Raw genomic sequence first — 18,618 nt, 5'->3', positions numbered from 1 at the left:
TTCCTTTCATATTTTATTTTAAGTTTGTTTTATTTTTCGTTAGCACGTTTTCTTGGGATTACCTTTGGCGCCACAGTTTTACTGCTTATGTTTTCTACCTTTCTTTGTTTCTCATAGAGGAAGGTTAATACTTCAGAGCGAAGTCGGTTATATTCAATATCTTTGGCAAGGGATAATCGACTGCGTGGTCGCTCGAGTTTAACATCGAGAATTTCGCCCACGGTTGCTTCTGGTCCATTGGTCATCATCACAATACGATCAGAAAGTAAGACTGCTTCATCAACATCATGGGTGATCATTATCACGGTGTTGTTCAATTCGTTTTGAATTTCCATGAGCGAGTCTTGCATATGTGCTCGGGTTAAGGCGTCAAGGGCGCCAAAGGGCTCATCCATTAATAAAACTTCCGGTTGCATCGCCAAGGCACGTGCAATACCAACCCGCTGTTTCATACCACCCGATATTTCATCTGGCCGTTTATGCATAGCGTGGTCCATATGTACAAGTTTTAAGTTGTATTCAATCCACTCTTTCATCTCTCCCTTTGACATAGTCTTTTTGAAAACTTGTCTTACCGCTAACTCAACATTTTGATAGGACGTTAACCAAGGCAATAATGAGTGGTTTTGAAACACCACCGCGCGCTCAGGACCCGGTTCATTCACTTCTTTATTTTGCAGTAACACACCACCTTTTGTGGCTTGATAAAGACCGGCGACTATATTAAGCACCGTTGATTTACCACAGCCAGAGTGACCAATAAGCGAGATAAACTCACCTTTATCAATTTTTAGGTCAACACCTTTTAACGCGGTAAAGCCGCCAGTATCTGTCGGGAAAACCATGTCTATTTGGCTGATATTTAAAAAAGCTGGTGGCGTGTTTTTTTCTAAAGCTGATGAATTCATAATTTTTCCTTAAACGCTTGCGCTTGATTTGTCCCAAGAGACTTTTCGTTGCAGTTCCAACATGGCTCGGTCTAATAAAAAGCCGATGAAACCAATCACAATAACTGCTGCCATAATACGAGCCAAAGAATCTGAACTACCATTTTGGAACTCATCCCAAACAAACTTACCTAAACCGGGATTTTGCGCCAGCATTTCTGCAGCTATCAGTACCATCCAAGCGACACCAAATGACAAACGCATCCCCGTGAAAATCATTGGGATTGACGCAGGTATTACAATTTTTTTAATATGCGTTAATGTGGGTAAGCGCAGTACTTTACTCACATTAAGTAAGTCACTGTCTATTGAAGAAACACCAATCGAGGTATTGATCACCATAGGCCATAAGCTACACAGGCTAACGGTAATTAATGATGTTAAGAATGACTTTGATACCATAGGATCATCAGAGACATAAAGCGCACTGACAACCATAGTCACTAAAGGTAACCAAGCAAGCGGTGATACCGGCTTAAATATTTGCACAATTGGGTTTATTGCTGAATTTAAACGTTTATTTAACCCCATCCAAATACCTAACGGGATGGCTATAATTGCGGCGACTAAAAAGCCGCAAGTTACCGTGAATAAACTGGTAAGGATTTGATCAAAAAATGTTTCCTTACCTGTGTATGCTCTTATTTTACCGACATAATTAGGGTTCTTTTCTTGTTTTGCTACATTGCGCTTTTCTTGTCGCTGATAAAAAGCCTCAGCTTTTTCTCGTTCTGCTACATGTTCGCTATACAAAGAAGAAAATTGTTTAACAACCGCATTGGGACCAGGAAACGTACCTAAAGAGGTATGAATGCTTTGTGCTGATATTGACCATAAAAATAGAAATATTGTTATGCCAATAACAGGCAGTAACATCGCATTAGTGATTTTACTTAAAATACTTTTAGAAACTTTCATCACCTGCTCGGTAATAGTTAACTGACTTAAATTTACTGTTGTTAAACTCATTCGTGACTCCTTATCTATCATTAGCTTTTAGCGAATTCTTAACGATTTTCCTTTAAAGATAAGTCATTAAAGGCTTACCTTTAAAACTTATCTTTAAAGAAATGCGCTTAAAGCTTGTCACCCTTTTTAAGACCCAGTTTAAATTTTTCCAAATAAGCATTAGGTTGATTTCCGTCATAAACAATATCGTCTATAAAGTGTTGTTGTGGTGCTTTAAAACCGTTTTCTTTAGTAAAGTCTGGAAACTCATTTGCAGGAATTGACTTATCGTCAATTAATGATTGAGCCGCTTTAGCGTATATATCAGGACGATATACTTTTGCTGCTAAGTCTTTGTACCATTGATCACTTTTATCATCCGAAATTTGTCCCCAACGACGCATTTGCGTTAGGTACCAAATAGCATCAGAGTAATATGGGTAGGTTGCGTTATATCTAAAGAATACGTTGAAATCAGGCACTGCTCGTTTATCACCCTTTTCATATTCAAAGGTACCTGTCATTGAGTTAGCAATAACATCGTAATCAGCACCAACATAATTAGATTGAGACAATATTTTCACTGCTGCAGGACGGTTCGCATTACTGTTGTCGTCTAACCATTTAGCGGCTCGAATAAGCGCACGTGTTAAACGAATAGTAGTGTTCGGGTACTTTTCAGCGAAAGCGGCTGTGATACCAAAAACTTTTTCAGGGTTGTTTTTCCATATTTCATAATCAGTCACCACAGGTACACCAATACCTTTAAACACGGCTTGTTGGTTCCAAGGTTCGCCTACACAGTAACCATGAATAGTACCGGCTTCCATTGTTGATGGCATTTGTGGTGGCGGAGTGACTGAAAGCAAGGCTTGTGCATCAATCTGTCCTGAGTTATCCCCTTTGTGTGGAGCATAATAACCAGGGTGTATTCCGCCGGCAGCTAACCAATAACGTAACTCGTAGTTATGTGTCGAAACAGGAAAGACCATGCCCATCTTAAAGGGCTTACCTTCTGAAGCTAACGATTCTATAACGGGCTTTAATGAATCAGCATTAATTGGATGAACAGGTCTGCCATCCGCCATTTTAGGAATGTTTGGCTTCATTTTTTTCCAGATATCGTTTGAAACGGTAATGGCATTACCATTTAGATCCATTGAAAAAGGCGTAATTATGTGTGCTTTAGTACCGTATCCCATAGTGGCTGCAATAGGTTGACCCGCAAGCATATGCGCACCATCTAACGTGCCATCAATCACACCATTTAATAGTACTTTCCAGTTAGCTTGTGCTTCAATCGTGACATATAAACCTTCGTCTTCGAAGTAGCCGTTTTCATAAGCGATAGCAATCGGCGCCATATCAGTTAATTTAATAAAACCGAACTTCAACTCTTCTTTTTCTGGTTCGCCAAGCGTTTCAGCATGAGCGATATAAGTGCCCGCACAAACGAGTGCAATGCTCAGCGACAAACTTTTTAGGCTAGAGGTTATAGGTTTTTTCCAATTCATAATGAATTCCTTGTAGGATTTATAAAAATGTTAAATAGTAAATATTAAAAACTAATAAAAAATCAAAAAAAAACGCCCACCAATAGTCAACCCGTTAAGGTTGCTTATTGATGAGCGCCATTGCTCGTATAGTGTAAGGCTTATGCCTATCATTATCCCGCAGCGCCGTTGCTGCTAGGTTTATTACACCAATCAGACTAACTCAGTGATCTTTTAAAATGGTCTAAATATCCAATAACATCGTTGCTTTCAATCTCAATAGCCAGCTATTGCTCAATCAAGCGCCTTGTTCTTAAAAATTTATCCTCATTAAAATTTGAACCCTTAATTAATCTGATTGGCATTACTTTATTTTTATCGCCGTTGATAAAAACATTTTATTCTGTGTGTTAACTCAATTTTATTCTTTTGTGTACCTAGCTTTGTACTTGTTTCTGTATTCAGTCCAATCGCTAATTCGATACTATGTTCGATAAAGTAAGTAATACTTATTTATCGTCTTACTTATTACAAAGCAGATAATGTGCCAATATTAAATTCATCGTTTTTACTGGGCTAAAAGCAATTATTTCCTTTGATTAGCGACTTTAACTGCACAATAATAATGAAATGCACCATATCAGAACACACTCGCTATGCTTTAGATGTTGATAACAACTGACAAACATCAATAATATTTTTTGCCACCATCGCCAATGAACATCCTTGATCCATTGCCATTTTCCTGAGCTTACTATAAGCCTCATTTTCACTTATGTTCTTTTGTTGCATGATAAGCCCCTTCGCCCTTTCAATATACTTTCTGCCTTCTAACTGGGTTTTCGCCTGTTTAAGTTCATTACGTAAAGACTGAACAGCTTTGAAGCGTTCGTTTGCAACTGAAATAATACTTTTGAGTCGTTGAGGTAATATTTCATTAACCACATAAGCACTTACGCCAGATTTAATCGCATTTTTAATCACATTAGGAGAATCATTCTCAGCAAATATAACAATGGGCAAAGGTAATAATTGATTTATTTCTGCGAGTTCTTTCAAAATTTCTTCACTAGGTAAGTCAGTTGCTAGAATAAGAATACTGGGGTTACACAAATCAATTTGTTCAATAATATTGTCATCAAAGGAGATGTGTTTAGTAATATGATAACCAAAATCCATTAATGCATTTTTTAGCATAGAACTAACGTTTGGTTGCTCTTCAATTAAAAGTACGGTGATATCTTTTATTACTGGATCCATTGATTTTTTATGCAACAAGTTCTTTTTATTAACCTGTTTATTGTTAAGGCTCATGTTTTTGTCAACCTAGGTGTTTTTTTAGTTACAATTATGTAATCACAATTGCTTCTTTCATTAAAACCTAATACAAAATCCAAGCCAGTTATTATTATCCTTAAATTACATAAGCTTAGTGAATTGTTCGTCATGGGACTTATGGTTACTTGCACCACAAAAGCTAAAACTCAATATAACAGCGCACATCAAAGTATCATTGGTTAATGACTGAACGATTAGATAACGTCAATAAAAACAAGAGCTATCAGGAGTAAACGACATTAGAAATAGCCATGTATATCTCGCCGCCGCGATAATTGTGCTGCCTACAGCTAAGTATGTCGACAGACGAAAGGATATTCGTTTGCGGTTATTTTGATTGGGGTTTATTAGAGGTAATGGGTGATCAAACTGATGTAATATATTTTATCTACCCTGTTAGTACGCATAATCTTTGAATTTAATAATCAGTTAATAAGATGGTAGAGGCAACCTACCTTTTGAGGTTGCCACACTGTTTTGTGATTCAACTCTATTTTGAGAGCTCTACAGCCGTATCTACAAAAATGCCCTGCATGTCATTAGCCTCACGTTCAGTTTGACCACCATGTTTAAGAAATGCAGCAATGATGGCTTGTGTTTTTTCTTCTTTCGCTCGTTCTAAAAAGTATCGTAACTCAAGTTCTGTGCCGACAGCTTCATCTTTGATTGAGGCGGCAATAATTTCTTTATACATCACAATGTCGCGAATCTCCCAGCCGACAATGATTGATAACAATTGCGCTAAAAATGCATCAAGCTCAGCTTTAAGAACAAACTGAGTGATTATATTTAAAGTTTCGGCTTGTTGTGCTGTAAAGTCAGCGCCAGTTAGTAATGCTTGAAGTGCTTTACCCTTTCCTAAACGGCGAGCAAACTGCACTGCGCCTTGACCGCCCGTTGGAATGTTAATATATAATTCCGGTTGAGCAAAAGCCGAATTTTCCGTGCCATATGCTAAATCACATGCCATAACAAACTCATTACCGCCACCACGAGCCACACCGTCAACTACAGCAATAGAGAGCTGCTTCATCGCTTTGATATTAGCAATCATGTGATTAAACTCTATTGATGCGGCTTGTCCACCTGACGTTCCGTTAATAACATTAAGATCTAAGTGGGCAATAAAAAATGCCTCATGAAACGATTTAAAAACAACAATTTTAGTTTCACGATCATCTTTTAATGACAGAATAAATGCGTTTAACTCGTTAATTAAATCAATCGTTAAAATATTTACAGGAGGGTTTTTAATTAACACAGTAGCCACGCCAGCTTCTTGGGTTATCATTAATTTTTTCATTTTATTCTTCCTCATCAGATAGTTAGTGCTGCGACAATTAATCCGTCACGTCGAGTTTACGCAGCTATAATACGATTAAGATAAGTATCTAAAAACAAGGTAAAATGAACTATACTGATTCCAAACAGGAACCAATGAGGTGAGTATGGATCTCGCTAGCCGATTGCTGCTTTTACTAGAAGTCTCAGAACTAGGTAGCTTTGTAAAAGTTTCAGAGCTTAGAAATGTCAACAGATCTGCTATTTCTAAGCAAATAGGGAAGCTTGAAAAAGAGCTTGGCGTACATTTATTAAATCGTACTACCCGCTCATTATCATTAACGGCCGCAGGCTCTGAAATGGTGAATCAAGCAAAGCAACTGAGAGACTTACTCAATAACTCAAAACGCTTAGCAGAAAACTATCACAGTGAGCCCAGAGGAGAGCTAAAAATTTCCAGCTCTACCCTGTTTGGTCGACAATATGTGCAGCAAGCTGTTTTGAAGTTTCAGGCGCAGTACCCAGATATTCGCATAGAATTGCTTTTAGAAGATCGAATAGTCGATTTAGTGGGTGAAGGTTTTGATATAGGTTTTCGAATTGGAGAACCAAAAGAGTCCAACTTAATTGCTAAACAAATAGCGCAAAATAGACTGTTAATCGTCGCCGCTCCTTCATTCATTGAAAAACACGGAAAACCAACCACAATACCCAAGCTAGAAAGCCTACCCGCAGTGGTATATTCGGCTCAGGGGTTATTGATTGATAAAATTAAATACCTTGATAACACAGGAAATGAAGCATTTATTCAGCTAAATACCGCTTATAAGGTTAATGAAGTTGAAATGCTAATCAATACTGCCGTAGCTGGAGAAATGCTCACAGTAACAACGGCACAAATGATTGAGAATGAGGTGCTAGAAGGCAAACTTATACCAATCATGACACATATCAATTTAGCTGATTACGGAACTTTTTATGCCGTATATCCGCATCGAAATTCCCCCTTAAAAACCAAATTATTTATCGAAACGCTTAAAGAAGTCGTTGGTGATAAAAGACCAATTTGGGAGACCCGAATTCCTGGATTCGACAAAATGTATAACAACAAAACTTAGCGCAATAAAAGTGTTTGTATTAAATGACCTTAGTAAGTTGTTCATGTATTTACCAAGAAACTACTTTTAGTTGCTTGGTAAATGAAAAACGTCACTTGTGCCACAAACCTGACCTAATTCACTGGTCAAAACAACCCTGTTTTATGTTAACAAAGATACGAAAGCGGACGTTCTCCACAGATGTAAATATGCATTGTTTGACTATAAATATTTACAATTAAGCTTGAAGGGGTTTTAGCCGCAAGCTACAGTGATAAAAATATCTTCACTATAAATGCCCATGAATATTGCTAATATAAAAAAACGTATCGTACTTACTGGCGGTCCTGGTGGCGGTAAAACAACAGCTCTCGACTTAATTCGTCGTGAATTTTTAGGGAAAATAGCAACCGTACCTGAAGCGGCAACAATGATATTCAGTGGTGGTATTGAACGCTCAACTAATGACCAGATACTAAAAACACAACAAATTGCAATTTTTAATTTACAAAAGCATTTAGAAGATATTCAACGTACTACTTTTCAAAACAGTATTATTTTATGCGACCGTGGCTCATTAGATGGATTAGCATACTGGCCAGAAAATGATGAAAATTTTTTCACCTCTATGAATACCAGTATTGAAGAAGAGCTTTTACGCTACGATGCAGTCATTTTCTTCGAAAGCGCAGCTAAATCAGGTGAAAGCATTAAAAGTAACAACCCTATTCGCAATGAGTCAGAAAAGGCCGCTATTGAGCTTGATAATAAATTAAAAACTATTTGGTCAAAGCATCCTAACTTTAACTTGATTCATAGTTCGGAATCGTTCATTAATAAAGTAATGTTTGGCATCAAGACTATTGAACAAGTTATGGATGATTATCAAAAAAGTGCACCATAACCAAGCGGAATGCTAATCGATTAGCATTTTTTCTGCTCTGGAAATTCGTTATTTGAAGGCCAAGCGCTTAAAACCGCTTTTACTAAAGTCGCAAGTGGAATAGCAAAAAACACTCCCCAAAATCCCCATATACCACCAAATAAAATTACTGCGACAATAATAGTGACCAGATGCAAATTTATAATAATTATTTTTATCACAGTATTTACTTGGGAAGTTATTCCTTAAATGGCTTTTGTAAGAAAGCATTACTTCTAATAAGAGCATGCAGGCTTGGACTTCCATAACTTATATTTAACTGAACATTTCAAATTAGATAAATAAAAGCAATTAATGTCCGTTCAAAGCTAAAATGAGCATTTCTAGATGAACTCACAGCTTAAACCTGCCTCACAAGTGGGCAGAAATTTTGGTTAAAATGATTGTGGGTGCACAAAAGCTTAATGTCAGCTTGTGGCTAGTTGATCTTGCCCCATAAAAATGATCACTAGCTTAATGTTAACAAAGATAGGAAAGCGGACATTAACATCAATAACTAGCGAATTTAAACGCTGTGAGATGTTATTTTATAGTTAAGTGTGTGAACTTTTTTAGTTCGTGGATCGTATAAACTCTATGTGCCAAGAAGGAATAAATATTTTGAATATTTATCTAGGTCAACTGAACCAACAAAGCTCGTTCACTGTTGAATTGCCACTGTGCTCTTTTCGGACTCTCTGAATACATTTGTGGCGATATATTTTCTAATAAATTATTCGAACCATATTACTGAGAAGTCTCCATAATAAGCTGTTATGTTTTTGAAGATGCTTGTAGTTCTAAAATTTGTATTTTAAATTTTTCAGCTTCAGCTGTGATCATTGCGTATGATTTTATATCGCCTTTACGCTAGGCATACATAGCTTCTTCAAGTTTACTTTCATAAAGTTTGTCCAATTTTTTAATTGGGTCTTCCTTAAATATTGAAAACATATTCATCAACCTTTAATTTAATATCTAAGTTTATACGTTACGTAATATGTTTTTGGTTTTAAATAAATACTAAGAAAAAAATGAGCAAGCTAAATGAAAAAACTCTCAGCGTTAATATTTACCGTTTTACTATCCTCCTGTGTATCTCAACCCTATACAAAGACTAATGCCCCTTTTGACGGTGTTAAATTTGATAACATTGAGCCTTTTGACGATAAAAGTATATTTGACCTACTCAGTTGGAAAATTAAGGCTATAAGTGAGTCTACTCCTTGGCCAGATGAAATTGACTCCAAGCAGTTTAAACCCTCTAGCCAAAGATCGGTAAAGCCAATAATTACTGTAATCAGCCATGCATCAGTTCTTATTCAGATTGATAATTTAAACATACTAACTGATCCTCATTATTCACTCAGAGCTTCACCTGTTCAATTTGCTGGACCCAAAAGAGTCGTTAAACCTGGTATTGCCTTTGATGATCTGCCTTCAATAGATATCGTTCTTATATCTCATAATCATTATGACCATCTAGATCTTGATACGCTCAAGCGATTAAACGATAGAGATGCTCCCAAGTTCGTTGCAGGATTGAAAACAAAGTCATTTCTAGAAGAGAATGGAATTGAAGCCGCTGTCGATCTGGATTGGTGGCAAAATATAACAGCTAATAATACTAAGATTACTTTTGTTCCTTCCCAGCATTGGTCAGCCAGAGGTCTATTCGATAAAAGGGAAATGCTTTGGGGTGGGTTCTATATTGAAAATAATTATAAGATCTACTTTGCAGGAGACACCGGATACGGGAAGTTCTTTAAAAAAATTAAAGAGAAACTTGGTGCACCGGATCTTTCTTTGATTCCAATTGGAGCGTATGAACCTAGATGGTTCATGAAAGATGCCCACCTTAACCCAAAGGAGTCTCTACAAGCATTTAGAGACCTAGAAAGTAAGAAGATGATCGGTATTCACTTTGGGACTTTTAAGTTAACTGATGAGGGATATAATGATCCAATTGAGACTCTTAATGAAGAAATTAAGAAATTAAACATGGATCCTCTAAAAGTAATTATTCCTACTTTTGGAAAGCCTCATTCAATTTAGGTTATATTATAGTCAGTTCACTATTGATATCACTTATATATTTTGAGGCTAAAAAACATAACAATAGACTATGGCTGCAATAGTTAGTGTTGATGGATGAAAGCCCACCGTCTGCAATGAGATTAAACCCGCCCCACAAGTGAGCAAAAAATCTTGGCTAATATTGCCCTAAATATGCTCCTGAATTTGCAAAGATTTAATGTCCACAATTGGCTAGTTGAAGAAGTCACTGGCTAAATGTTAACTAAGATACGATAGCTGACATTGAACTTAGCTAGACGTTTTTTATTTTCTTTGACTGCAACATTGATTGGCACTTGAGCTTTCAACCAATGGGTATAGCTAAGACTACACCCCATTGATTCCAAACGGATGTCCTAAAATAATTATATTTGGTAGTTATTTATTGACCGCTCAATCTTTTGCCAAAAGATATAGCATAAGCTTGTGATCGTATTTTTAAAACTGGATCTGCGCTTGGCATAAAACCAGCGGACATAATATTAGGATCAAAGTTAGTATTTTTGCATGCACCCCCACCACTAGTTGTAACCGTCACTGTTCCAAGAGCTACTTGAGGACGTTCACTAGGCCACTGTTGTGATGGGTCAATATCGCTATCTTCAGCTTCACCTAAGCTTGCCATAATTGTAAAACGAACAGTTTCGTTTTTAAGTTGTTGAGCAAAAGTATCAGCTAAAAACTCGGTTGGCTTATTAGCCGCCTCTGCTTTTTCCATTGTCTTTACACCTAAGCTCGGCTTAATGTTCCAGCGAAATTTAGTTTTATGCCCATTTGATTGTTCAAAGTAAAACGTGTGGATGCCAAAAAACTCTGTATTGGCATACGATGCAGGTGTTTTAGCTGTTTGATTCCACATGGCATTAGCTTGCACGCTCGGGTGCTTCTGAATGAATGCTATTGTTTTGGCAGAGTCAGACTTTCCATTTTCATCAGGAAGTAATGTTGATAAAAAGCCATGAAAAGTTTCTGGATCCTTACCTGCAAAGACTGGGAAGTTGTTGCCCGTGAAAGTATGTAAAGAGCCATTAGGTAGTTCAATTTGCATACCCATACCGCGAGTGCCGGGTGCTTTTTCATCACTAGTTGGGTTAGAACCACCTAATGAAAAGCGCATAGATACGGGCAGTTCACCGTTGGACAACAGTGCTGAACCTTGGAAGTGCTTATTGGGCGCTGGTAAAAAAGTGCCTGAGGCACACAAACCTTTAGCATGTGCCTTTCTATAGCCTGGATGTTTTCCACCTAGCTTTACAAATATTTCAACGAAATCATTTGCTTGAATTTTATTTTCATTAGCTACGGCATTAGAAGTTGCTGTAGCACCTGCAATTAGAATAAAAGCAGTAAGGCTTGGGGTAATGAGGTTATGGATCATTTGTGTTTTCGAACCTTTTGATAAATTAATAACTATTAAGCAGCTAGATTACTCATAAACTTTATGAAAATTAAAAACATTACTTTTCTTTTTGTAAAAATGCCGGCAAGGAATGACCAGAAAGTACCAATAATCCCGCAAAAATGCCTAAGTTCTTAATGAAATTTTGCATTTCATGTGCGCCATCTAGACCCGAAAAATTCCAAAAATCATGCAACGAAATATTAATGACTAACACCAAGCCTGCTAATAACAATGCGACGATTCCGGTAAATTGATTTGCAATTAGCATCAAAGCAGCGACTATTTGGAAAATACCCGCCAATGCTAATAACACAGGGACAAATGGCATATTGTGTTTTTCCATTAGCTGTATATGCATATCCCAAGATACAAATTTCATGATACCGGGAACCAGAAAGTATAATGCGAGTAAAACACGTCCAACCGTTAATAACATAGTGTTCATTTTTTCAATCCTTGTTTGTTACTGTTTAATGACTATCTAAATAAAGCGAATTATAATGCAGCGCCATTGACTGTCAGTTTCACATCAATATTACCATTAACGGCATTTGAGTATGGGCAGACTTGATGTGCAGTTTTAACCAATGCGATTGCTTGCTCATCATCCAGTTCTAACGTTACCGCTAATGAAACGCTTAATGCAAAACCACCCGCTTCATTAGGACCAATACCCACTTCTGCAGTTACAGGTGCTGTCACTAGTTTTAATTTCTCCCCTCCCGCTACATGTAAAATGGCATTTGAAAAACAAGCAGCGTAACCCGCTGCAAATAACTGTTCAGGGTTTGTTGCTGCGCCCGTTCCTCCCATCTCTTTTGGGTAACTTAGTGCAAGATCGAGCATATTATCATCTGTGCTTACTTGTCCGTTACGTCCTGCAGAAGCAGTTGCTGTTGTTGTATATAGCGTTGTCATAATGATTTCCTTTTGAACATATTTAATTAGTTAGGCATTTACTATAATTGCCCGCAATTAGATTGCGGGCAATTCAATTTTAGTGATTATAGCTCGATTAAAAAGCAAAATACAAGTATATTGTGCACAATCTTTTTTAGTCAGAGGTATAATATGAGTTTATCAACAACAGCTTGCGATCAAAATGGAGCAGAAACGCCTCAGTTATTATTAAAGAATCAAGTTTGCTTTTCACTTTATAGCGCTTCAAATGCGTTAATTCGTTCTTATCGTCCACTACTGAGCGCACTCGATCTGACTTATCCTCAATATTTAACCATGATGGTAATTTGGGAGAAAAGTGGTATTAACGTGAAGGATCTCGGCCATGACTTACATCTCGACTCAGGTACATTAACTCCTTTACTAAAACGTTTAGAAGTAAAAGGCTTTATAACGCGCGAACGTAGTGATGAAGATGAGCGTGTTAGATTGGTATTTTTAACCACTCAAGGCCAACAGTTAAAAAGTCAGGCTGAATCAGTACCAGAAGCGATTTTCTGTAAAAGCCAACTTCAAATAGCTGAATTACAGCAACTCAAAGCAAGCTGTGAAAAGTTATTAGCCAACTTACAAAAATAAGAACCATGGCGCCAGGTCTTTAATTTTGAATTTTCACAAAGCGAACATTGTTTTAGAAGTCGTTTTGGGGGCGATTGCGTCTTAGACTTAATACTCTATATTTATTCAAAACTTAAAAATTCCAATGTCTGCTTTGGCGATTTGAGATCTAGCGCCATGCAAAAGTTTTAGTTGTGGATGGATGTGAATTTTGAATGAAAAAGGAAGTTTTAGAATCTCTGCTCTGCTGTTATTAACTCAAAAGCTAACTTCCGCTTTTGCAACACTGCTGACCTAATTCACGGGTCAAAACCATCCCGTTTTATGTTCACTTTGATAAGTAAGCAGACATTACACTAGTTAATTTTAATGATTCATCTGTTAGCTAAACCGAAGTAAATGATAATAAATCCCCACTCCCTCATATATATAGTAGTCATAATAGACTGGTTTTAGATATTAATGCCCAACTAATATGACCATAGTCGTCTAATCTTGAAATTTTCGAATATCCACATACGTTTTTTTAAGTAAATCAGTATTAGCTTTATCAATCACTTCTATCATTTACGGATCTAGTATTTCAAAATTAACAAGCTAAACTCAATATCACGTAATCACAAATTACATATATGCTTATCAATACGGCAATATTTTACAGTTCGTTGCAGTTATATATCTACGAATAATAAAGGGATAAATATAATGCGTATGGAACGTTCAGATGTATTCAGGTTTATGGCAATCAGAGAGCCGGATAATGTGAGTGATGTAGATGCGGCTAGAATTGATGCCAGTGGGAATGGTGAAGATTCCAGTGTACTTTTACAAATGCTTAATGACGAAAACAAGCTAAATTCACCTTTACCTGTAATTGTGAAGATCGCAAATGATTATGTGAACAATAAACTCAGTGATGATGCAACAGTCTATACTTCCAGTTTGAAAAGTCTTAATGCGGAACTCTCTGATTTAGCTGTAAAAATGCATAGTAAAACGGGCAAGGGTAAGCTTTCTATTGTCAAAACAGAATTGGATAGGTTGAATATCACAGATGAAAATCTAGTAAACTGGAAGAGTCGGCTTGATGACAGTTTCAATGCTACTCTGTTATTGGGTAAGGAAAAAAAGGCAGACCTTAGGAGTATTGAACGTGCAATTCGTAGCCTACATGTAATTTCTCAGGTAAAAAATGAGGCTATCTCTGACGATAAGTCGATTGATGAAGCTTTAGCGAAAACAATCACTGTATCAAAGCTTATCGTTTCGAAAAGATCATCAGAAAGATTACCAAAGGTCGACGACGAAAATACGGAACAAATTAAAGAAAATAAGGAACGAGTAAAAAAGGCAGTTGAAGAATACGATGGCAATAACAGTGCGATTAAAGAACTAACTCTAGCCTATGATAAAGACTGGGAAAGGCGCCGCATGTTACAACTTGAGAAAGCTCCTCCTGAGTCTAAAGCGCAGGAAATTCCTGCTGTTTATAGCGGAATTATTCAAAGAGCTGGTCGATGGCTTGGGTTATTACCCGTATCAAACAAAGTCAGCATTCCTGCCAGAAAGCCACAAAAAAACAGAATCGATTTTCAATCAATTCTCGCACAAGGTATATCCAAAAATATTAGTCAACAAACAAAAGAACGTCTAGAGGCGATTGGTAGTAATTCAGATAAAATAGAGGCCTCTTTTGCAATTACTCGACTAGAAGAACGAAATCTTAACATTGCCAACAACCTCCATGCCGTGCCCACAAATACTGTTATGTCGAGGTTTGGCGAATACAATGTTAATGTTGGCAGCCAAGCCGATGAAGCATACTATGATCCAGATGCTCCCCCCATTAAATTTCCATCAGGAGATTGTCCTTTGTCGTCCAAAGACGATCCCATTAAGCAAGCCGATTATCCTCTTAAACTTTGTCGATTCAATTCTTTGGGTGTTGGAGAGTTACAAGTCGTCAAGCAAAAATTGATAGGCTACGAAATTGGTGAGATAGCACATATAGAAAATGTTATGGCCAGTGAAAAGCGTTCACGCAACCATCGAACGTTACACAAAACGGAAGAGTTTACTTCATTTGAACTGGACAGGGAAGAAGAGACAGAACGAGATCTGGAAACGACTACTCGATTTGAGCTTCAAAAAGAAATTAATAAAGAGATGCAGGAGAGTACTCAAAAAGAAGCAGGACTTACAGTCAGTGGAACTTACGGTATCTCTGTAGAATTTAGTGCAAACGCAGGCATTGCGACGGACAACTCTAGCTCTAAAACAGAGAGCCTTTCGACCAGTTATAGCAAAGAAGTGGTCGACAGAAGTGTTCATCGCATACAGGAAAAAATCAAAGAAAAGCGTACTATGCTTACCATTGATGAAGTTGAAGTTATTAATGAACATTCCTTTAAAAACCAGGAAGCTGACGCTGAACATATTAATGGAATCTATAGCTGGGTAAACAAAAAATATGAAGCCCAGGTATTTAATTACGGCAAACGGGAGCTTATCGAAGTAATAATTCCAGAGCCTGCTGCTTTCATAAGGTATCTAGCAACACGTCGTCCAAAAGAAGGTAGTACTATTTCCAAGCCTTTGAAACCGGGATACTGCATCAGAGGCAAGTATATCCCGCTATCACCAGGTACTCTGACCGTGGAAAGTTATCTAGACTGGGTGAAGGCTTATAATATTCAAGATATTGAACCACCACCAGCCAAATTTGTAACAGTATCTACTGCGTATGATAAAGACGTTTTTAAGATTGCGGTGGAACAGCCCTTTGAGCAACAGGTTTTTTTTGCGGGATTTGCAGATATGACGCTCAAGATCCCGCCCGGATATCAAGCCAAAAAAGCTTGGCTAAATTTGAATACGAGTGATGCGTATGTTTATGGCGAGATTGCTATAGGTAGAAGAAGTATCTTTGTACAAAAGAGCCAGTTAAATATTGATGTCGGGGGAAATCAGCCCATAGTAGATGGAGAGTTAGTACCTGCCCCTTCGCTGGCGGATATACAGAATATAGCACTCATATTAGATAATGAAGAAATGATACTACCTGTTGCCATGTCATTGAGGTATTTGGGCTTGTTCACGGCCACTTTGGAAGTGGAATGTAAAAGAACCTATACCACGATGACAGCGTGGCAAATATCAACGTTCAACGCTATTATGAACAGATACGAAATGCTCAAGGAAGAATACGAAGAAGCCATATCCGGCGAAGAAAATTTTGGCAGTGTAGATATTCAAGGTAAAAACCCGTTAGAAAATCAAAAAATCATCCTTAATGAATTAAAACGCCAAGTTATTACCCAAATGACAGGGCAGACCTTTGCTGAATTTGACGCCATGCAAGAGAATGTAGGTGAATATGGATACCCACAACAAAATGTTGATGAGGCATGGAGCGAGGGACAAGAAATAAGATTTGTAGAGCAGGCCTTCGAGTGGGAGAATTTACAATATCTCTTTTACCCTTATTATTGGGGGAAAAAGAAGGATTGGCCTACCACAAGCAGAATAGAAGACACTGATCCTATTTTTCAAGCTTTCCTACAAGCAGGCTCATGTCGTCTCAATATTGCCGTTCGACCAGGATTTGTAAATGCTGTAAACACATACCTCTCCACTGGTAAACTCCCGTGGGATGGAAATGAGGGTGCTACAATTATCTCGTGTCTTGATATAGATAACGAAGAAGAGTCAGTAGATCCCTTCCTTTCAATCACCGAAGAAATGAAAGCGCAACAAGGTGCTGTTTATTTTAAATCTAAGGGAACACTTTCCTATGTAACAGGAGATCCCCAAGCGCAGGTTACCGGTGAAAACACCTTATTTGATAACGATGATGTTAATCGAGAAATCAATATCGATGGCAAAACGTATATGATTAAATCGGTGAATAAGGAACAGCAAACAATTATGCTGGATGACGATATTGGACCGACTTTGCAAGGAGTAACCCAATTTTCAATAGGTGCTAAGGCGATAGGAGTGCCGTGGATAGTAATTATTCCTACTTCGTTAGTGGTATTGGGGGATGGGAGTGATTTACCCGAAATTAATGCGTAAAGCTGTGATTGAAGTATGTTGAAACAGTTCATATTGGTAGCTGGCTTCGACTACTCTCGCCATGGCCTTGGATTTTCTAAGAGAATTTCGAAGCGTATGAAGATGCTTGAGGCTAAAAATAAGGGGGAAGAAATTCATTTCCATACATTTGACTTCCAGTCAGGACAGGCGAATATTATAAAAATATCTATCGATCCTAACGGTAGGCGGATCATTACGGCGGTGCCCAAACATAGATTCAAAAGAATCAAGAACCATCTTTATCATCGCAGAGATGGGGATGGTGAATGGACCTTTAATGAGGAACAAGAGGGTTTCCTTTCAATCACACATGTTTATGCCGCGGTTAGAGAAATAGGCGTAGATTCCCCAAATACTTTACATGAATTGAGCATATTCTCTCATTCATTTATTGGGGGCCCAATTCTTGTAAATAGCGACCAAATAAATACATCTGGTGGCCATCGAGACATACATGATCTCGATGCTCGTTTCCACGATTTTCAATTACCGCGAATGAGTATTTCACATCAAACACAATTCGCGAACGCTTACCACCCCGACGGGCATAACTGGATATGGGGTTGTTTTGCCGCAATTCCGTTTAGGGGGATAATGCGTGAACTCATGGCACAACCAAATTTCCGCTCAACGGGGCTGCTGGACTCTGAAAAATTTAGGCTTACTAAGTTGTCCGCGTTACATCGTAAAATACTTGAGGTGCGTCTCGGCATTACTATTGCGGCTAGTGGACCTGTAGAGTTTGAATTCGGTACTTTGAAACGTTTTTTCTGCCTATTGATGGAAGAAAGTTATACATTTGCTATCACAAAAGCTTCTAATCGAAAAACATTCGGTGGTCTTCCTGGTATGTCTGCAGAGCCAGATAAGACCGGAAAATTGCGGCTATCACATGTAAAAGTTAACAGGTTCCTTTTGTCTTACATAAAATTCTATACTAACTATTTAGGTATTGAACTTGATTCTGAGAATAGGCATTTTGCTGCTTACATGCCAAGTATGACTTGTTGACCGAATATTCGAAATATAGGGGTCGTAGTAACGAGAAGTTCATCCACCCCATCGAGCGAAGAGATAGATGTGCAGCGACAATAAAGTTTGTCCATAAGGAGGTAAGTAGAGCGGTATACTTATCCGTAGTATGAATATATTACATAATTTAAAGGGCGACTCATGCCACATTTCGGAATTTAGCATTTGTATGTTCATACTGAAATATTTGTATGTTTTGATTTATAGCCGACATAGCTGAACAACCACATCATGTAAACATCTTCCTGATAACGGACGTTCCCCCATAGATAAAAACATGTGCCTTTTGATGATGACTTTTGTCAATGAGTCGTTAAACCTGAATGTGAACTAAGCCACCATAGCAGTCATAGCCTCTGTAACCCAAAGCGACAAAACAGTCGTAGAATAAATATTTAATATATCTACCTGTTCACCAAAATAGTCATTTGACTCATAGCATGCTAACTGGAAATGATTCGTATCT

The 18,618-nt window shown here is 37.7% G+C and carries 15 protein-coding genes and 1 pseudogene; 6 read left to right on the top strand and 10 right to left on the bottom strand.

Annotated elements, in window-relative coordinates:
* Positions 1–29: 29 nt before the first annotated feature.
* From CXF79_RS09930 to CXF79_RS09910, 5 genes are all read right to left on the bottom strand, one after another.
* Positions 30–845, bottom strand: a complete 816-nt coding sequence (locus CXF79_RS09930) for an ABC transporter ATP-binding protein (protein ID WP_420794796.1) — start codon at positions 843–845, stop codon at positions 30–32.
* A 72-nt stretch (positions 846–917) separates the two neighbouring features.
* Entirely contained in the window at positions 918–1,865 is a 948-nt protein-coding gene (locus tag CXF79_RS09925) for an ABC transporter permease (protein ID WP_101156254.1), read from the bottom strand.
* Positions 1,866–2,023: 158 nt separating this feature from the next.
* A complete protein-coding gene (locus CXF79_RS09920) occupies positions 2,024–3,409 on the bottom strand; it encodes a CmpA/NrtA family ABC transporter substrate-binding protein (RefSeq protein WP_101154815.1) in 1,386 nt (461 codons plus the stop codon).
* Between the two features lie 633 nt (positions 3,410–4,042).
* Positions 4,043–4,702: an ANTAR domain-containing response regulator gene (locus CXF79_RS09915; protein WP_101154814.1), complete on the bottom strand. Its 660-nt coding sequence runs from the start codon at positions 4,700–4,702 to the stop codon at positions 4,043–4,045.
* 514 nt (positions 4,703–5,216) lie between these two features.
* Positions 5,217–6,029 carry an enoyl-CoA hydratase/isomerase family protein gene (locus tag CXF79_RS09910; protein WP_101154813.1) on the bottom strand — a complete coding sequence of 271 codons (813 nt, stop codon included), beginning with the start codon at positions 6,027–6,029 and terminating at the stop codon, positions 5,217–5,219.
* Between the two features lie 145 nt (positions 6,030–6,174).
* Between CXF79_RS09910 and CXF79_RS09905 the strand changes: the two genes are divergently transcribed.
* Both CXF79_RS09905 and CXF79_RS09900 read left to right on the top strand, forming a co-directional pair.
* Positions 6,175–7,125, top strand: coding sequence for a LysR family transcriptional regulator (locus CXF79_RS09905; RefSeq protein ID WP_011044083.1), 951 nt, complete (start codon positions 6,175–6,177; stop codon positions 7,123–7,125).
* Positions 7,126–7,405: 280 nt separating this feature from the next.
* Positions 7,406–8,008, top strand: a complete 603-nt coding sequence (locus tag CXF79_RS09900; RefSeq protein ID WP_041737897.1) for an AAA family ATPase — start codon at positions 7,406–7,408, stop codon at positions 8,006–8,008.
* A gap of 20 nt (positions 8,009–8,028) precedes the next feature.
* Here CXF79_RS09900 and CXF79_RS09895 read toward each other — a convergent pair whose 3' ends face one another.
* Both CXF79_RS09895 and CXF79_RS23620 read right to left on the bottom strand, forming a co-directional pair.
* Positions 8,029–8,208, bottom strand: a complete 180-nt coding sequence (locus tag CXF79_RS09895; protein ID WP_011044085.1) for an AI-2E family transporter — start codon at positions 8,206–8,208, stop codon at positions 8,029–8,031.
* Between the two features lie 592 nt (positions 8,209–8,800).
* Positions 8,801–8,980 (bottom strand): annotated as a pseudogene (locus tag CXF79_RS23620) (DUF6435 family protein).
* 93 nt (positions 8,981–9,073) lie between these two features.
* Here CXF79_RS23620 and CXF79_RS09885 point away from each other — a divergent pair.
* Positions 9,074–10,081 carry an MBL fold metallo-hydrolase gene (locus CXF79_RS09885; RefSeq protein WP_101154812.1) on the top strand — a complete coding sequence of 336 codons (1,008 nt, stop codon included), beginning with the start codon at positions 9,074–9,076 and terminating at the stop codon, positions 10,079–10,081.
* A 403-nt stretch (positions 10,082–10,484) separates the two neighbouring features.
* On the opposite strand, the gene CXF79_RS09880 is transcribed toward CXF79_RS09885, so the two are convergent.
* The 3 genes from CXF79_RS09880 to CXF79_RS09870 all read right to left on the bottom strand — a co-directional run bounded on the left by CXF79_RS09880 (position 10,485) and on the right by CXF79_RS09870 (position 12,422).
* Positions 10,485–11,480 carry a catalase family peroxidase gene (locus tag CXF79_RS09880; RefSeq protein WP_101154811.1) on the bottom strand — a complete coding sequence of 332 codons (996 nt, stop codon included), beginning with the start codon at positions 11,478–11,480 and terminating at the stop codon, positions 10,485–10,487.
* A gap of 79 nt (positions 11,481–11,559) precedes the next feature.
* Positions 11,560–11,949, bottom strand: coding sequence for a DoxX family protein (locus tag CXF79_RS09875; RefSeq protein WP_101154810.1), 390 nt, complete (start codon positions 11,947–11,949; stop codon positions 11,560–11,562).
* 50 nt (positions 11,950–11,999) lie between these two features.
* The gene (locus CXF79_RS09870) at positions 12,000–12,422 is read right to left on the bottom strand and encodes an organic hydroperoxide resistance protein (protein ID WP_101154809.1); all 423 of its coding nucleotides are present in this window, start codon (positions 12,420–12,422) and stop codon (positions 12,000–12,002) included.
* Positions 12,423–12,575: 153 nt separating this feature from the next.
* On the opposite strand from CXF79_RS09870, the gene CXF79_RS09865 reads away from it, so the two are divergent.
* From CXF79_RS09865 to CXF79_RS09855, 3 genes are all read left to right on the top strand, one after another.
* Positions 12,576–13,043, top strand: a complete 468-nt coding sequence (locus CXF79_RS09865; protein WP_011044093.1) for a MarR family winged helix-turn-helix transcriptional regulator — start codon at positions 12,576–12,578, stop codon at positions 13,041–13,043.
* 684 nt (positions 13,044–13,727) lie between these two features.
* The gene (locus tag CXF79_RS09860) at positions 13,728–17,099 is read left to right on the top strand and encodes a hypothetical protein (protein WP_101154808.1); all 3,372 of its coding nucleotides are present in this window, start codon (positions 13,728–13,730) and stop codon (positions 17,097–17,099) included.
* Between the two features lie 15 nt (positions 17,100–17,114).
* On the top strand, positions 17,115–18,131 hold the full coding sequence (locus CXF79_RS09855) for a hypothetical protein (protein WP_011044095.1): 1,017 nt from the start codon (positions 17,115–17,117) through the stop codon (positions 18,129–18,131).
* Positions 18,132–18,618 lie beyond the last annotated feature (487 nt).

The sequence above is a fragment of the Colwellia sp. Bg11-28 genome (assembly GCF_002836245.1).
GTDB lineage: Bacteria > Pseudomonadota > Gammaproteobacteria > Enterobacterales > Alteromonadaceae > Colwellia > Colwellia psychrerythraea_A.
This window is presented reverse-complemented; position numbering and strand designations above follow the sequence as displayed.

Excerpts from the sequence above, each read along its gene's own strand:
- CXF79_RS09910 (WP_101154813.1), bottom strand. The coding sequence starts at position 6,029 with ATGAAAAAATTAATGATAACCCAAGAAGCTGGCGTGGCTACTGTGTTA.
- CXF79_RS09855 (WP_011044095.1), top strand. The coding sequence starts at position 17,115 with ATGTTGAAACAGTTCATATTGGTAGCTGGCTTCGACTACTCTCGCCAT.
- CXF79_RS09905 (WP_011044083.1), top strand. The coding sequence starts at position 6,175 with ATGGATCTCGCTAGCCGATTGCTGCTTTTACTAGAAGTCTCAGAACTA.
- CXF79_RS09885 (WP_101154812.1), top strand. The coding sequence starts at position 9,074 with ATGAAAAAACTCTCAGCGTTAATATTTACCGTTTTACTATCCTCCTGT.
- CXF79_RS09925 (WP_101156254.1), bottom strand. The coding sequence starts at position 1,865 with ATGAAAGTTTCTAAAAGTATTTTAAGTAAAATCACTAATGCGATGTTA.
- CXF79_RS09870 (WP_101154809.1), bottom strand. The coding sequence starts at position 12,422 with ATGACAACGCTATATACAACAACAGCAACTGCTTCTGCAGGACGTAAC.
- CXF79_RS09865 (WP_011044093.1), top strand. The coding sequence starts at position 12,576 with ATGAGTTTATCAACAACAGCTTGCGATCAAAATGGAGCAGAAACGCCT.
- CXF79_RS09900 (WP_041737897.1), top strand. The coding sequence starts at position 7,406 with ATGAATATTGCTAATATAAAAAAACGTATCGTACTTACTGGCGGTCCT.
- CXF79_RS09880 (WP_101154811.1), bottom strand. The coding sequence starts at position 11,480 with ATGATCCATAACCTCATTACCCCAAGCCTTACTGCTTTTATTCTAATT.
- CXF79_RS09875 (WP_101154810.1), bottom strand. The coding sequence starts at position 11,949 with ATGAACACTATGTTATTAACGGTTGGACGTGTTTTACTCGCATTATAC.
- CXF79_RS09860 (WP_101154808.1), top strand. The coding sequence starts at position 13,728 with ATGCGTATGGAACGTTCAGATGTATTCAGGTTTATGGCAATCAGAGAG.
- CXF79_RS09930 (WP_420794796.1), bottom strand. The coding sequence starts at position 845 with ATGGTTTTCCCGACAGATACTGGCGGCTTTACCGCGTTAAAAGGTGTT.
- CXF79_RS09920 (WP_101154815.1), bottom strand. The coding sequence starts at position 3,409 with ATGAATTGGAAAAAACCTATAACCTCTAGCCTAAAAAGTTTGTCGCTG.
- CXF79_RS09915 (WP_101154814.1), bottom strand. The coding sequence starts at position 4,702 with ATGAGCCTTAACAATAAACAGGTTAATAAAAAGAACTTGTTGCATAAA.